Origin of the sequence: Paraburkholderia phytofirmans, assembly GCF_046028095.1 — a bacterium.
GTDB lineage: Bacteria > Pseudomonadota > Gammaproteobacteria > Burkholderiales > Burkholderiaceae > Paraburkholderia > Paraburkholderia phytofirmans_A.
Map to the genome: position 1 here is coordinate 148,447 of NZ_JAQQDJ010000014.1, position 13,518 is coordinate 161,964.

A 13,518-nucleotide genomic window follows, 5' to 3' on the forward strand; every position below is an offset into this window, starting at 1 on the left:
CAGCCGCTAACGCTCTACGAACAGAATTTCCCCAACAGACTCATCTGCGCATTGCGCGAGGACTTGCCTGGCCGGCGGCGCCGATAATGGCCGTCGCTTTGCATCAGCCACGCGGATTGATTGTCGCCGAGAAATGCCGACAGGCCTTCAGCGATCACACGCCGCTTCAAACGGCGGTTGTTGATCGGAAACGCCACTTCCACGCGCCGGAAGAAATTGCGGTCCATCCAGTCGGCGCTCGACAGATAGACCTGTTCCTTGCCGCCGTCGTAAAAGTAGAAGATGCGATGGTGTTCCAGAAAGCGCCCGACGATCGAGCGCACGGTGATGTTCTCCGAAAGCCCCGCCACACCCGGCTGCAATGAACACACGCCACGCACGATCAGATCGATTTTCACGCCGGCCTTCGCGGCTTCGTACAATTCAGCGATTACCGTGGGTTCGAGCAGCGCGTTCATCTTCGCGACGATGCGCGCTTTCTTACCGGCGCGCGCATGCTCGGCTTCGGCGCGAATCGCTTCGACCAGTTTCGGATGCAGCGTGAACGGCGATTGCCACAACTCGTGCAGCTTCAGTTCGCCGCCGATGCCGGTCAATTGCTGGAACACGTGATGCACGTCTTCGCAGATTTTCTGATCGGCGGTCATCAAACCGAAGTCGGTGTAAAGACGCGCCGTGCGCGGATGATAGTTCCCGGTGCCAAGATGCACGTAGCGCTTGAGCGTGGTCTTGCCGCCCACCGACACGCGCCGCACGATCAGCATCATCTTCGCGTGGCACTTGTGGCCCACCACGCCGTACACCACATGCGCGCCGACCGCTTCGAGCTGCGAGGCCCAATTGATGTTGGTTTCTTCGTCGAAGCGCGCGAGCAGTTCGACCACCACGGTGACTTCCTTGCCGTTGCGCGCGGCTTGCATTAGCGCGTCCATCAGCGGCGAATCGGTGCCGGTGCGATAGATGGTCTGCTTGATGGCGACCACGTTCGGATCTTTGGCCGCCTGCAGCAGCAGTTCGAGCACCGGCTGAAAGCTCTCGTACGGATGATGCAGCAACACGTCGCCCTGATCGATCACGTCGAACATGCTGGCGCTGTTGGCGACCTGCGGCGGAATCGCGGGGATGTGCGGCACGAACTTGAGATCGGGGCGGTCCACCATCTCCGGCAATTGCATCAGCCGCACCAGATTGACGGGGCCGTCGGCGTAATAGCAGTCCTTGTTGGACAGGCCGCTTTCGTCGAGCAGGCGCCGCACGACATGCGTAGGCGTTTCCGCCGACACTTCGAGCCGCACCGCGTTGCCCAGATGCCGCGCCGGCAATTCACCCTGCAACGCGACGCGCAGATTGGTGATTTCATCTTCGTCGACGAACAGTTCGCTATTGCGCGTGATGCGAAACTGATTGCAACTGCGCACCACGAGGTTCGGAAACAGCTCGCCGACAAAGCGTTGCAACAGCGAGCTCAGCAGCACGAAGCCATGCGGATAGCCCGACAGTTCCTGCGGCATGCGCACGAGCCGCGGCAATGCGCGCGGCGCCTGCACGATGCCCATCATCGCCTGACGGCCGAACGCGTCCTTGCCTTCGAGTTCGACGACGAAGTTCAGGCTCTTGTTGAGCACGCGTGGAAACGGATGCGCCGGATCGAGGCCGATCGGCGTGAGCACGGGCAGCAGTTCGTCGAAGAAGTAGTTGCGCGCCCACTCGGTCTGCGCTTCGTTCCACGCTTCCGTGCCGTGAAAATAGATGCCTTCTGCTTCGAGCGCGGTGAGCACCGTGTCGTGCAGCATGGTGTATTGGCGATGCACGAGCTTCTGCGCGCGTTCGACCACGAGGTCGTACACGTGCTGCAGCGACATGCCGTCCGGCGACAGCGCGCCGGGGTTGTCGCGCATCTGTTCCTGCAGTCCGGCCATGCGGACTTCGAAGAATTCGTCGAGATTGCTACTGGTGATGCAGATGAAACGCAGGCGTTCGAGCAAAGGGACGGCTGGGTCGGCAGCTTGTGCCAACACACGCTCGTTGAAACCCAGAATGCCCAGCTCGCGATTCAATAAGGGGTAGCGGATGGACATCGGCAGCGAGAATGGAATGTCAGGAAGAGAGGCGGAAAGACGCTCGGAAATTCTCACAGTATGATGACGTTGTTATGACATTCTCGATTTTTCATTCTACGCCGTAATCGCCGCGTGTCGTCAAGATGACGCAGTCGGTGTGGGACCATTGGGCACCCCCATTGCTGCGAGGTGACATCGTGAGGCCCGGTACGCTTAGAATGGCGTCTTTGAACAGCGCGGCCGGCCATAAGGCGCCCAGGGCACCCGATGGACACGGAGCGTTCCCCGCATCCAACGCCGCCGCGCTCGCGCGCATGGAGTCTGCTTACCCGATGGTCAATACTCCGCAACTCCTCGCTGCCGTCGATCTCGGCTCGAACAGCTTCCGGCTGATCGTAGGCCGGGTCGAGGAAACCGACGCGGGCAGCCAGATCTATCAGGTCGATGCCTTGCGTGAGCCGGTGCGTCTGGCCGCCGGTCTGTCGCGCGACAAGATGCTCGACCGTGCTTCGCAGGTGCGCGGCTGGGACGCGCTCAAGCGTTTCGGCGAGCGTCTGCGCGACTTTCATCCCGATCACGTTCGCGCGGTCGCAACCAATACATTGCGCATCGCCAAGAATGCCGGCGAATTTCTCGGCGAGGCGCAAGCCGCGCTCGGTTTCCCGATCGAGGTGATCGCCGGGCGTGAAGAAGCGCGCCTGATCTATGCGGGCGCAGCACACTCCGTGCCCGCGAGCCCTGGTAAGCGTCTCGTGGTCGACATCGGCGGCGGCTCGACGGAATTCATCATTGGCTCGCATTACACGCCCATCAAGATGGAGAGCCTGTATATCGGCTGCGTGAGCCATAGCCGGGCGTTTTTCCCTGCCGGCAACGTCGACGAATACACGATGCGCCAGGCCGAACTCGCCGCGGGCCGCGAAATCCAGATCATTTCCGCCGAGTACAAGAAAACCGGCTGGGAGCAAGCGATCGGCTCGTCGGGCACTGCGCGCGCCCTGGCCGAATTGGTGGAGGCAAATAACTTCAACGATCCGGGCATCACGCACGGCATCTCGCGCGGTGGCCTCGAACGGCTCAAGCGCGCGCTGATCAAGGCGGAGAACGTCAACCGGCTGAAGCTCGTCGCGTTGAAGGGCGATCGTATTCCGGTGCTGGCCGGCGGTCTGTCGATCATGATCGCGGTGTTCGACGAGCTCGGTGTCGATTACGTCGATACGACGGACGGCGCCTTGCGCCTCGGCGTGCTATACGACCTGCTGGGCCGTTCGCAGCACGAAGACATGCGTACGGTCACGGTGGAAGGCTTCATGCGCCGCTATGGCGTGGATCGCGCGCAGGCGGGGCGCATCGGAGAACTCGCGGTGCGCTTCTACGAACAGTTCGCGGAACCCGACGAAGAACGCCGCGCGGAAAACCGCATGTTTCTCGGCTGGGCGGCGGCGCTGCACGAAATCGGTCTGTCGATCTCGCACAGCGCGTATCACAAGCATTCGGCTTATATCGCGAGCAACGCGGACATGCCGGGCTTTTCGCGCACCGATCAGGCGCGGCTTGCCGCGCTCGTGCTCGGTCACGCGGGCAAGCTCGGCAAGCTGTCGCAAACACGCGAAGTGGAGTGGCCGCTGCTGTTCTGTCTGCGGCTCGCGGCGCTGCTCTGCCGTCGGCGTGCGGACGTCGGCCTGCCGGGCATTGCGGTGGCGCAGGTCAACGGCGGTTATGAGGTGCGTTTGCCGAACGAGTGGGTGGCCAACAATCCTTTGACCGACTACAGCCTGATTCAGGAAGCCGCGGAGTGGGAGAAGGTCGGCATTCCGTATCGCGTGGTTTATACGGACGATTGAAGCGTTGGGCGCTGCGTACTGCGCATGAAAGAGAAAGCCCGGCATGTTGCCGGGTTTTTTTGTGGCTGCTTGTTTTTTGTTTCGCCGACGCGCGTCAGAGCGCGTCACGCGAGCTAATCCGCTTAGCGCGGCAGCGCATCGCCGAGGAAGTGGCGAGCGTAACGTGCATTGATATCGGACAAGCGGAAAAGCGTCAGAAAGTCCGCGGTATTGAAGTCGGGATCCCATGCCGGTGCGCCGCAAATCTTCGCGCCCAGACGCAGATAACCCTTCACCAACGGCGGCGGTGCCACCTCGGCGCCCGTTTGCAGTTCATCGACCGGCAGCGGTGTATGCGGAAACGCGCGATATTCCGGCGCGGTCAGCGCGTTGTCGCGCAGCGAGCAATACAGATTCGCGGCGTAATGGCCGCCGTCGACCATCGCCACGCTCGCGCAGCCGAGCATCGTCTCGTAGCCGTTGTGCTTCATGTAGGCGGCAAGGCCCGCCCACAGCGACATGATCACCGAGCCGCTGCGATAGTCGGGATGCACGCACGAACGGCCCACTTCGACCATCTTGGCGCGCAGGTGCGTGAGACGCGACACGTCGAATTCGCTTTCCGCATACAGGCGGCCGATACGCGCGGCCTGATGCGGCGGCAACGCGCGATACGTGCCGACCACTTTCAACGTGTCGAGATCGCGCACCAGCAGGTGATCGCAGTAGGAGTCGAACGAATCGACGTCGAGACCCGCGGGGCCCGTCAGACGCGCGCCCATTTCGTCGGCGAACACGCGGTAGCGCAGACGCTGGGCTTCGCGCAGTTCTTCGTCGGTGCGGGCCCACGTGACTTGCAGGCGATGCTGGGCGGTGACCGTTTCCTCGGCGCGCGGCAGGCGGCGCGACTCGAAGATCGAAGCGAGGGGCAGGGTGGGCGTCGGCAGTTCTCGCATTGGGGGTCCTGGTCGAAAAAAGGGAGATTTCTTTTTTCGCCAATGTAGTAACGCCTGGTGACGCTCGCATGGCAAACCCATGACGATTGGATGACTGCCCGTAAGCTGCGTGCTCGCGGCTTGTAATGTCGGGCGTGATGAAGGCGGGTGTTGTTTCCGCGCGAAACGTGGGGAATCGAGGAAACGGGTGGGGGCAATTCAAGCGCCGGGACGGTGAGGTCCCGGCGATGTGGGTGAAGCGTGTGATCGGTTGGGTTAGTTCGGCGCCGCCTCGTGTGGCGCGTGGGTTTTTATGGGCACGGACCTCGCCTCGTCGAGGCGAATCCGGCTCAGACCAGATCGGGCGTCATGGCGGCGCGCAGCACGGCCTGGTCGTCGCCATCGCGCTCGCGGCTCGCGATCCACCACAAGCCCGCTTTCTTCAGCGGCCAGCTCGCGTCGCTGTTGCCGAGCAGCCGCGCGGCGACGTGGCCGAGCGTCGGCTGATGACCGACGATCACCACCGTCTGCGCGATGCCTTTGGGCCAGCCCGCGGCGTTGAGCACGCTGTCGGCGCTCGCGTTGGGCGCGAGTTCGCGCACTACGCGATATTGATCGCTCAGCGTTTCGGCGGTCTGGATGGTGCGCACGGCAGGGCTTGCGAGCACGACGGCGTCGTCGGGCAGGCGGGTGCGCAGCCATTTGGCGACGCTTTGCGCCTGCTTGCGGCCTCGCGTGGTGAGCGCGCGCGCGAGATCGGTGCTGGCGATGTCTTCGGCTTCGGCGTGACGCCAGAGAATCAGATCCATGCGTGTCTCCTTGACTCTGTCTGCGGCGCTTGAGCCTGATGAGGCCCGCGCCAGGTTTTAGTCACTGTCGCACGCGAGGCCGTCAGGCCGCAAGGCAAGGGCTCGGGCTGACCGTATCCGCGTGCGGGTGTATCGCAGGCGAGAGTCTGAAAGCCCGAACAAAGCCCAAAAAGCAAAAACCCGCGAAGCCGAAGGCTACGCGGGTTTTGTGTTGCTTTTCGTGGTCGGAGCGAAAGGATTCGAACCTTCGACCCTCTGATCCCAAATCAGATGCGCTACCAGGCTGCGCTACGCTCCGACGAATCCGGGATTCTACGTGGCATTGGGTGCCAGAGTCAATCACGAATTGCATCGGGGCGAAACGCAGGCTCGAATGCGCGAGTCGGCCGCGTTATATGCGGCCCATCAACAGCAGCACGATCACGATGATCAGCACGACGCCCAGCACGCCGGTCGGCCGATAGCCCCAGCCACTGCTGTACGGCCAGCTCGGTAACGCGCCGATCAGCAGAAGAATCAGCACGATAATTAGTATGGTTCCGATGGTCATTCGAGTTCTCCCTGTCTGGCCTGAGCCAGTTAGTCTGGTTGGTTCGGCGCATTCGCGCCGGGACGCTCGACGCGCAAGCTGCGCGTTCCCTGCACGCTTACAGGCAGCAAGGCATGTGCCTGAGCGAAATATGAGGCCGCAGGGGAAATGGTGGGCTAGTGGGTGCTTCAGCCGTGGCGAGGCGATGCGTCAGGGAAAAGGGCAGACCGGAAAAACTTGCTCGGTTACGGTGGACATGCCATGGGCGTCACCACGCAAGCAGCCGACGGGCGAGCGCGGACCCGCACGTGAAATGCAGCACGTCAACCGTTCGATTATCCGGGATGTCCGCAGGCGCAGTCGGCACCCCGGTTGTCCGTTCAGTGCCGGCGGCGCATCCAATGCGGCATGTGCTGATGAGTCAGCCAGTGGTGCACCATGCCTTCGCCGTCGTGTTCACGCCGATAGGTTCTCGATTCGTAGATCGACAACACGAGCAGCACGAGCAGACCTATTGCAAGTCCAACCAGACCCGCGATCGTTTCAGCGTCCATGGCAGTCTCCTGTGAGATGCGGCCGTGACTTCATAGTAGGTCACGCGCAACGAAATGGGAGGGGGCACGCGGCTGTGGCGGCGTCGCGGAATGCGCTTTGCGGTTAGACTCTCGGCGCTCGCGCTTGCCCGGTCGCCGCCGGGCAGCCGCTCTTTCATTCCGCTTCGAGAGACTCTGTTTATGATCCGCGTTTCGATGATTGCATTGCTGCTGGTTGCCGGCGTTGCCGGTTGCGCGAATGGTCCGTCCGGACATCACGGCGGGCCGCCGCCGCAAGATCCCGCCGACTACCATGGCGTGCCGACCGACAGCCGTCCGCCCGCAATGGTGCCTGCACCGGTCACGCCGTGAGCGTCGGCTGATTGCGGGCCAGGCAACGGTGACGAATAGCGGAAGCGAAGCACCGGCGCGGGCACGCCGGCGCTTCTGACCCGCGCAGACTGTTCGCGCGGAAAGCGCGGGCTGAAGTCATTCTAGGGCGAGCGTCGCGCGTGACATGTATGCGCTTGTTTCAAGCCGTAACCGGCTGCCGCGATGCGAAATGGGCAAGCCCGCGGGCTCAAGCCGCCGCGCCCGCCATGCCGCGCACGACGCCCGGCACGTAACGCGCGAGCGTGAGACCACGTAGCGCCATGAAGAGCAGCATCGCGGCCCATAAGCCGTGATTGCCGTACAGCGCCAGCAAGGCCCACGACGCCACGACGAACAACGCGAACGACACCACCATCGACATCATGAGTTCGCGCGTGCGAGTCGCGCCGATGAACACGCCGTCGAGTAGAAAGCCCCCCACGGACACCACCGGCGAGAGCGCGGCCCACGGCAGATACATTTCGGCGGCGGCGCGTACGGCGGCCTGATCCGTCAGACGTTCGACGATCCACGAGCCCGCGCCCCAATACACCAGCGAAAACCCCAGCGCGCCGAGCGTGGACCACAACGCCGTCACCTTGATCGCCTGCGCGAAAGCGTGCCGGTCGCGCGCGCCGATCGCCGCACCGACCAGGGCTTCGGCGGCGTGCGCGAAACCGTCGAGTCCGTAGGCCATGAACGTCTGAAAATTGAGCAGCAGCGCGTTGGCGGCGAGCGTGGCGTCGCCTTGCTCCGCGCCCAGGTGCGCAAACCAGCCGAACGACGACAGCAGGCACAAGGTGCGCACGAAGATGTCGCGATTGAGCGCCACGAGCCGCTTGAGCGCCGCCGCGTCGAACAGGGCGGCGCGGTTCAGCGCAGGCAGGCCGCGCGGCCTGCCGTGCCACAACAGGGCGGCGCCGAGCACGAAACCGAGCGCGTCGGCGGTGGCCGTCGCCGCGCCGATCCCGGCCACGCCCCAATCGAAGCCATACACATACAGGAGCACGGCCACGATGTTCACGCTGTTGATGAAAACCTGCGAGAGCAGCGCGAGCCGCACCTGCTGCGTGCCGAGCAGCCAGCCGAGCACGACGTAATTGCCGAGGGCGAGCGGGGCGGCCCAGATGCGCGCGTGACAGTAGAGCCGCGCGTTGCGCTGCACCGCCTCGCTGCCGCCGACCACGCGCAATACGTAATCGATCAGCGGCATTTGCAGCGCCAGCACCACCGCGCCGATCGCGGCCGCCAGCAGCAGCGCGCGCACGACGGTGTTGCGCAACTCGGCGTGGGCGTCTGCGCCGTGCGATTGCGCGACCAGACCGGTCGTGCCCATGCGCAGAAAGCCGAAGCCCCAGAACACGAAGTTGAAGAACAGGCCGCCGAGCGCCACGCCGCCGAGATACGACGCGCCATCCAGATGGCCCGCGACGGCGGTGTCGACCGCGCCGAGAATCGGCTGCGTCAGATTGGCGAGAACGATGGGAAACGCCAGCGCCAGCACCCGGCGGTGCCAGTGCACGGGAACGGCGGGTGCCGCTGCCGACGTGTCAGCGTCGCGCGCGGCTTCGCTCAACTGCGTTCCTGCACGCACACCCAAGGCGAGACGACGACGGCCCAGAGATCCGGGTCGCGCTCGGCGAAGTCGGCGGCGGTTTCCGCCTGCACGCGCTCGACGAGCCCGGCGGACAGCCATTGCGTGACCTGTGTGGTGTCGTCGCTGGCGATGGCTTCGGCAACGCTCACCAGATCGAGGTCGCGCGCGACGCGCAGCAGGATGCCGCGCGCGAAGAAACGTTCGAGTTCGCTCCAGCCGATCTTGGCGGTTTCGGCGAGCAGCTTGGCGTACAGCGGGCTATGGGTGGCGTCGTTGGAAGTCATCGTAAGCGGGTTCCGGCGGGGCCGTTACTATAAACCATCGGCGCGGACCGCCAGCGCGGTGCGTGTTCCGGTAGGCTATGGGTCCTGCGAAATTCATTCTGAACCTTCATGTCACTGGATTCAACGGCGCCGGTTTCGGGCGCGCAAGCTCACGTCGTGACCGACGCCGCGCTCACGCGCGCCGAGGTGGAGCGACTCGTCGCGGCCAGCCTCGCCGGCAATAAAGCGCCGCTTCATTTCACCGACTGCGATTTCGAAGGCGTCGACCTGTCGCGCCTCGATCTGCGCGGCGCCGAGTTTCACCGCTGCACGATCGTCGAGGCGTCGTTTTTTGGCGCGGCGCTCTCGCATACCCGCTGGGTCCGTTGCCGTGGCCGCGAGGCGGATTTCGCGTCGGCTGATCTGGTCGACGCGGCGTTTCAGTCGAGCGACCTGAACAACACCAGTTGGCGGCGCGCCAAGCTCGCTTCGGTGTCGTTTCATAGCTGCAAGCTGACCGGCGCCAATTTCGAAGCGTGCACGGCGCTGGGTTTGAGCTTCGTCGAAACGCTGCTGGTCGGCGCGCACCTGCGCGGCCTGTCGTTTCGCAAAGCTACGCTGCAACAACTGGATTTTTCGGATGCCGATCTGGCCGGCGTCGACTTCCGTGAAGCGATCTTCGACGGCGGCAGCCTGAAGGATGCGCATCTGAAGGGCGCGCGCTTCGACGGCGCTGACCTGCGCGAAGCCGACCTCAGCGGCGTGCGGCTGGTGGACGCGGCGCTCTTCAAGGGCGCGACGATCTCGCATGCCCAGGCGGCCGTGCTTGTCACCGAGCTGGGTTTGCGGGTCATGTGAGCGTGCGCTCAAGTTGGCCGATATTAGCCATGCGGCCAGCTTGAACGATTGGATGCCGATGCTTATCATTCGATTGGTCGAATCAATTAAGCCAGTCCATTTTCAGTGCGGCAATTTGTCGGCGGATTTAATCTGTTTAATATTTCCGCTATTTGCGAATTGTTGTGAAGAGGCTGACTACTTAATAAGTCGGTCAATATCGGATAATAATGCGAAAGAGTGCGGTGGCGCACTAAAGCTACGCAGTACGTAAAGCGTCCGATTCATGCTGGATGAGTTAGCGGAAATCCGCCAGCCGCCATTCCTCAGGCTTTTCCGGCCGTTTTCACGCAGATCCCTTGCCTCGCGCGGTCCGGCGGGCAATATCAGGTTTCGCGTCGCGCCATTTAAAGCGTTTCATGTTGAAACGGCGGGCGAATTTGGACTGTTTGTTTCCGACTTTTCCGCTTCACGTAACGCGGAATCGGTACGCCGCATCACACTGACTGCGAAATTAATATATTGCGCTTGTAAAAGGGGATTGTTAGATTTCGTTCTGGCGCATGGTGAACCGGTCCTTTGCCGATATGCGCCGAACCCCCGTTAGCCCGGCCTCGTGCCGGGCTTTTTTTTCGCCGCGCTGCGTCCGAGTCACCGCCGATTCATATGTGCAGTGGATCATGAAAACTTACCTTTCCTTCCTCGAGCATGACCGCGCTAATCATTTTCCTCGGCATCTGCCCTGTCGCGCTTGGCGTGCTGGTCGCCTTCGCCGCGCGCATCGATCCGCGCTCAGGACGCTGGCGCCGCCGCTAGTCCGGACGGCGGCGCCAGCGGCGGCGTCGTTATTGCTTGCAGCGAACCACCATCGACCGGTTCTTCACGTTCGCACCGAAAATGCCGCCGACCGTTCCACCCGCGGTCGCGCCGTTGTCGACGTCTTTCGAAACGACGTCGTAGCCGTAATTGCCGCAGACCTGACCCGCCTGCTTGTAGCACTCTGCCCAGCTCGAACTTGCGTCGCTGCCGCTGCAGTTGATTGCAAAGCCGGTGTCGCCGCTCGGCAGGTAGGTCATGGTGGTGGTGCTGGAGCAGCCGCCGAGGCTGCCGAGCGTCAGCAGGCCGACACCGATCGCCGCAGCCGTCGCGACGGACGCAAATACGCTCTTCATACAGATTCCTTACAGATAGACGGAGAAAGACGTGACGGGAAGCCGCGTCGTGTCCTGATTGAGCGTTTTATAACACGCCGGGTTCCCTCGGTCGCAGTTGCAGGGTGCATGCCCGCAACGGACGGCGGAAGCGGCAGGACGGCACGCGGACCGCACAGACCGGGCCAGGGGCGCCCGCTGACGCAAGCCAGCGCCCATGCCCCAGCGAGCCGCTAGCGGGGCGGCAGGGCCCGCGACGGATCGATTGAGCGGCCCTGATAGCGCAGTTCGAAGTGCAGCATCACGCGATCGGTATCGGTGTCGCCCATCTCGGCAATTTTCTCGCCGCGCGTGACCGACTGGCCTTCCTTCACGAGCAGCGTGCGGTTGTGGGCGTAGGCGGTCAGATACTCGGCGTTGTGCTTGAGAATCAGCAGATTGCCGTAGCCGCGCAGGCCGTTGCCGGCGTACACGACCGTACCGGGCGCCGCGGCGACGACGGGCGTGCCCGCTGCCGACGAGATATCGATGCCCTTCGAATTGCCGCCGTCGAACCGCCGGATGACCGTGCCGTCGGCCGGCCATACCAGCGAGATGGTCGAAGCCGGCGGCGCGGACGGTGCGCTGTCGGCGGGCGCCGGACGCGGCGTGGCCGAAGCGCTGCCGGTTCCGCTGCTGCGTACCGCGCCGCTAGTCGATGCCGTGCCGCCCGGCGGCGCGACGCGCAGCACCTGGCCGACCTCGATGCTGTCCGGATTGGTCAGATTGTTCCAGCGCACGATGCTTTGCACCGATTGCCGGCTACTGCGCGCGATCTTCGACAGCGTATCGCCCCGTTCCACCCGATAAAAACCCGGCCCCACCGGCGCCGACCCGCACGCGGCGAGCAGTGCCACCAACGACGCGCAGGCGAGCCGTTTCATCATTCTTGTTGTGCTTACCATTGGACCTCGCAAAGCGCTGCCGCGCGCCGATCCCGATCACGCGGCAGGTAGATACAAAGCGCTCGATTCTAACGGTTTTGCGCTGCAGCACGCGAAAAGCGGGCAGCGCGGCAGGCTCGCGCGGCGTGGCATGTGACGAAATGCAGCGCATTTCGCCTCAGATCCGACCACGCTGCTGTGTCTGGAATCCTGCGGTCAACCCAGATTGGCCACGCTGATTCGCAGCGCGGCGACCTCGGTCTGCCCGGCTTCGAGCCAACGCAGACCCCTGCCGTTGTGAATGGCGTCCGGCAATCCGAGCCACGGTTCGACGCAGTAGAAGTCCGACTCCGCGGCTTCGGTCCACGTGGTCACCGCGTACCAGGGCACCGAGCCCGGCCGTTGCAGATCGATGGTGATGAGCCGGCTGAGGCCCGGCGCGACGAGCCGCACCGGTTGATCCGGCGTGCCGACGAGGCAATGGAAGCGGTCATGGATGCGCGCCTCGTCGAGCGTATAGCGCGCTTCGCCCGGCTCGGCGGCGCTGATCGAACCGTCCTCCTGCTGATAGCAGCGCTGCGTGCGCGGCAGCTCCAGCGAGGTCTCGCCACGCTGCGTGTGCGGCAGCGTGAAGTAGAAGTGATGGCCGGCGTAGTAGGGCAGGCGCGTATCGCCGGTATTGGTGGTGGTGAACGTGACGTCGAGCGTGTGCGCATCCACGAGGTCGTAGGCGGCCTCGAAACGGAAACCGAACGGATAGCCGCCGCGGGTTGCATCGCTGTCGGTCAGGATCATGCGCAGGCCGGCGCCGTGCACGTCGGCGTGGGCTTCGAACGGCAGGTCGCGGGCGAAGCCGTGCATCGGCAGTTCGCGCACCGTGCCATGAGCGTCACGCCAGTAACCGATCTTGCCGTCGACACGATGCCGGCCGAGAAACGGGAACAGCAACGGATTGCCGCCGCGAATCCGCGCCGGCTGGCTCCAGTCGGCATGCTCCGGCCAATGGATGACTTCTTCGCCGTCGATTATCCACGACATCAGACGGCCGCCGGCTTGCGGCGCGAAGCGGAGCACGGAGGCGTCCTGAGCGATCTCGAGAATGTCCTGTTGCGGGGAGAGGGGCATGGTCGATGGATTGATGAGTAAGAGGTTGAAGGCAGGTGCAGGTGGCCCGCAGGCGGCGCCATCCTGGCTTGCGAGCGTCGGAATTTGCCGCTCGGCGCCGCGCGAGAGAATGATTTTGCGCTGCTTTCCGCTACGGGGAAACCCTTCTGGGGAAATTGCGGGTGTCGCCGCAAGGCCATCCTTGCTGATAATTCGTCTGACTGCCCGGTAACTTCGACGACCGGGCGAGACTGCCTCAGGAGGCTGTATGGATCTCGCAATGGCAATGGCTGTCTCTTTGTTCGGCATGTTCGCGGCAAGCACGGTCTACTTCTTTTACAAGCTCGAACGCTGATCCGGGCGCCCCGCATCGGCTTGCTCTGCTCGTCAAAGCCGTCCAGCCCGTTGAACGATTCTCCTGGCGGGCATCACGCAGTTCGCTTCACGTCATTCTGCTGATCCCACCGGGCGGCCATTCACGGCGGCCCGTTTCTTTTTCTGCGCCGTAACAACGGTTTCGAGTTGTGACGCGACGCACAATATTTCCCCGAATGCGGCTCAAACGCTTGGCGCTGACATTGC

The 13,518-nt window shown here is 63.5% G+C and carries 13 protein-coding genes and 1 tRNA gene; 3 read left to right on the forward strand and 11 right to left on the reverse strand.

The genetic code is table 11. The features are described from left to right. Positions 1–14 precede the first annotated feature (14 nt). Positions 15–2,078 carry a polyphosphate kinase 1 gene (gene ppk1 / locus PQR54_RS31815; RefSeq protein WP_408252706.1) on the reverse strand — a complete coding sequence of 688 codons (2,064 nt, stop codon included), beginning with the start codon at positions 2,076–2,078 and terminating at the stop codon, positions 15–17. A 200-nt stretch (positions 2,079–2,278) separates the two neighbouring features. On the opposite strand from ppk1, the gene ppx reads away from it, so the two are divergent. Beyond that, on the forward strand, positions 2,279–3,904 hold the full coding sequence (gene ppx, locus PQR54_RS31820) for an exopolyphosphatase (RefSeq protein ID WP_408252707.1): 1,626 nt from the start codon (positions 2,279–2,281) through the stop codon (positions 3,902–3,904). Between the two features lie 122 nt (positions 3,905–4,026). Here the strand turns inward: ppx and PQR54_RS31825 are convergent, their stop codons facing one another. From PQR54_RS31825 to PQR54_RS31845, 5 genes are all read right to left on the reverse strand, one after another. Next, positions 4,027–4,839, reverse strand: a complete 813-nt coding sequence (locus PQR54_RS31825) for a GNAT family N-acetyltransferase (RefSeq protein WP_132373621.1) — start codon at positions 4,837–4,839, stop codon at positions 4,027–4,029. A 329-nt stretch (positions 4,840–5,168) separates the two neighbouring features. Beyond that, positions 5,169–5,627: a phosphohistidine phosphatase SixA gene (sixA, locus tag PQR54_RS31830; protein ID WP_408252709.1), complete on the reverse strand. Its 459-nt coding sequence runs from the start codon at positions 5,625–5,627 to the stop codon at positions 5,169–5,171. A 221-nt stretch (positions 5,628–5,848) separates the two neighbouring features. Next, positions 5,849–5,925 (reverse strand) — tRNA-Pro (locus PQR54_RS31835). 93 nt (positions 5,926–6,018) lie between these two features. Beyond that, positions 6,019–6,177 (reverse strand): DUF3309 family protein, encoded by a 159-nt coding sequence (locus PQR54_RS31840; protein WP_408252711.1) that lies wholly within the window; start codon positions 6,175–6,177, stop codon positions 6,019–6,021. Positions 6,178–6,536: 359 nt separating this feature from the next. After that, complete coding sequence (locus tag PQR54_RS31845; RefSeq protein WP_166679042.1) at positions 6,537–6,710, reverse strand: hypothetical protein; 174 nt, start codon at positions 6,708–6,710, stop codon at positions 6,537–6,539. 180 nt (positions 6,711–6,890) lie between these two features. Between PQR54_RS31845 and PQR54_RS31850 the strand changes: the two genes are divergently transcribed. Next, the gene (locus PQR54_RS31850; RefSeq protein WP_166799280.1) at positions 6,891–7,061 is read left to right on the forward strand and encodes a hypothetical protein; all 171 of its coding nucleotides are present in this window, start codon (positions 6,891–6,893) and stop codon (positions 7,059–7,061) included. A gap of 208 nt (positions 7,062–7,269) precedes the next feature. Here PQR54_RS31850 and PQR54_RS31855 read toward each other — a convergent pair whose 3' ends face one another. Further along, the gene (locus PQR54_RS31855) at positions 7,270–8,637 is read right to left on the reverse strand and encodes an MATE family efflux transporter (protein WP_408252714.1); all 1,368 of its coding nucleotides are present in this window, start codon (positions 8,635–8,637) and stop codon (positions 7,270–7,272) included. After that, positions 8,634–8,942, reverse strand: coding sequence for a DUF2288 domain-containing protein (locus tag PQR54_RS31860; protein ID WP_408252716.1), 309 nt, complete (start codon positions 8,940–8,942; stop codon positions 8,634–8,636). The genes PQR54_RS31855 and PQR54_RS31860 overlap by 4 nt, the downstream gene beginning before the upstream one ends. A gap of 108 nt (positions 8,943–9,050) precedes the next feature. Here PQR54_RS31860 and PQR54_RS31865 point away from each other — a divergent pair, with 108 nt between their 5' ends. Further along, positions 9,051–9,779: a pentapeptide repeat-containing protein gene (locus PQR54_RS31865; protein WP_408252718.1), complete on the forward strand. Its 729-nt coding sequence runs from the start codon at positions 9,051–9,053 to the stop codon at positions 9,777–9,779. Positions 9,780–10,603: 824 nt separating this feature from the next. On the opposite strand, the gene PQR54_RS31870 is transcribed toward PQR54_RS31865, so the two are convergent. From PQR54_RS31870 to PQR54_RS31880, 3 genes are all read right to left on the reverse strand, one after another. Beyond that, the gene (locus tag PQR54_RS31870) at positions 10,604–10,930 is read right to left on the reverse strand and encodes a hypothetical protein (protein ID WP_408252720.1); all 327 of its coding nucleotides are present in this window, start codon (positions 10,928–10,930) and stop codon (positions 10,604–10,606) included. Positions 10,931–11,142: 212 nt separating this feature from the next. Further along, on the reverse strand, positions 11,143–11,853 hold the full coding sequence (locus tag PQR54_RS31875) for a peptidoglycan DD-metalloendopeptidase family protein (RefSeq protein ID WP_408252722.1): 711 nt from the start codon (positions 11,851–11,853) through the stop codon (positions 11,143–11,145). Positions 11,854–12,048: 195 nt separating this feature from the next. Next, on the reverse strand, positions 12,049–12,957 hold the full coding sequence (locus tag PQR54_RS31880; RefSeq protein WP_408252724.1) for an aldose epimerase family protein: 909 nt from the start codon (positions 12,955–12,957) through the stop codon (positions 12,049–12,051). Positions 12,958–13,518 lie beyond the last annotated feature (561 nt).

What these genes read in the sequence shown, in the direction of transcription:
- ppk1 (WP_408252706.1), bottom strand. Translation starts at nt 2,078, where the DNA reads ATGTCCATCCGCTACCCCTTATTGAATCGCGAGCTGGGCATTCTGGGT.
- ppx (WP_408252707.1), top strand. Translation starts at nt 2,279, where the DNA reads ATGGCGTCTTTGAACAGCGCGGCCGGCCATAAGGCGCCCAGGGCACCC.
- PQR54_RS31825 (WP_132373621.1), bottom strand. Translation starts at nt 4,839, where the DNA reads ATGCGAGAACTGCCGACGCCCACCCTGCCCCTCGCTTCGATCTTCGAG.
- sixA (WP_408252709.1), bottom strand. Translation starts at nt 5,627, where the DNA reads ATGGATCTGATTCTCTGGCGTCACGCCGAAGCCGAAGACATCGCCAGC.
- PQR54_RS31840 (WP_408252711.1), bottom strand. Translation starts at nt 6,177, where the DNA reads ATGACCATCGGAACCATACTAATTATCGTGCTGATTCTTCTGCTGATC.
- PQR54_RS31845 (WP_166679042.1), bottom strand. Translation starts at nt 6,710, where the DNA reads ATGGACGCTGAAACGATCGCGGGTCTGGTTGGACTTGCAATAGGTCTG.
- PQR54_RS31850 (WP_166799280.1), top strand. Translation starts at nt 6,891, where the DNA reads ATGATCCGCGTTTCGATGATTGCATTGCTGCTGGTTGCCGGCGTTGCC.
- PQR54_RS31860 (WP_408252716.1), bottom strand. Translation starts at nt 8,942, where the DNA reads ATGACTTCCAACGACGCCACCCATAGCCCGCTGTACGCCAAGCTGCTC.
- PQR54_RS31865 (WP_408252718.1), top strand. Translation starts at nt 9,051, where the DNA reads ATGTCACTGGATTCAACGGCGCCGGTTTCGGGCGCGCAAGCTCACGTC.
- PQR54_RS31870 (WP_408252720.1), bottom strand. Translation starts at nt 10,930, where the DNA reads ATGAAGAGCGTATTTGCGTCCGTCGCGACGGCTGCGGCGATCGGTGTC.
- PQR54_RS31875 (WP_408252722.1), bottom strand. Translation starts at nt 11,853, where the DNA reads ATGGTAAGCACAACAAGAATGATGAAACGGCTCGCCTGCGCGTCGTTG.
- PQR54_RS31880 (WP_408252724.1), bottom strand. Translation starts at nt 12,957, where the DNA reads ATGCCCCTCTCCCCGCAACAGGACATTCTCGAGATCGCTCAGGACGCC.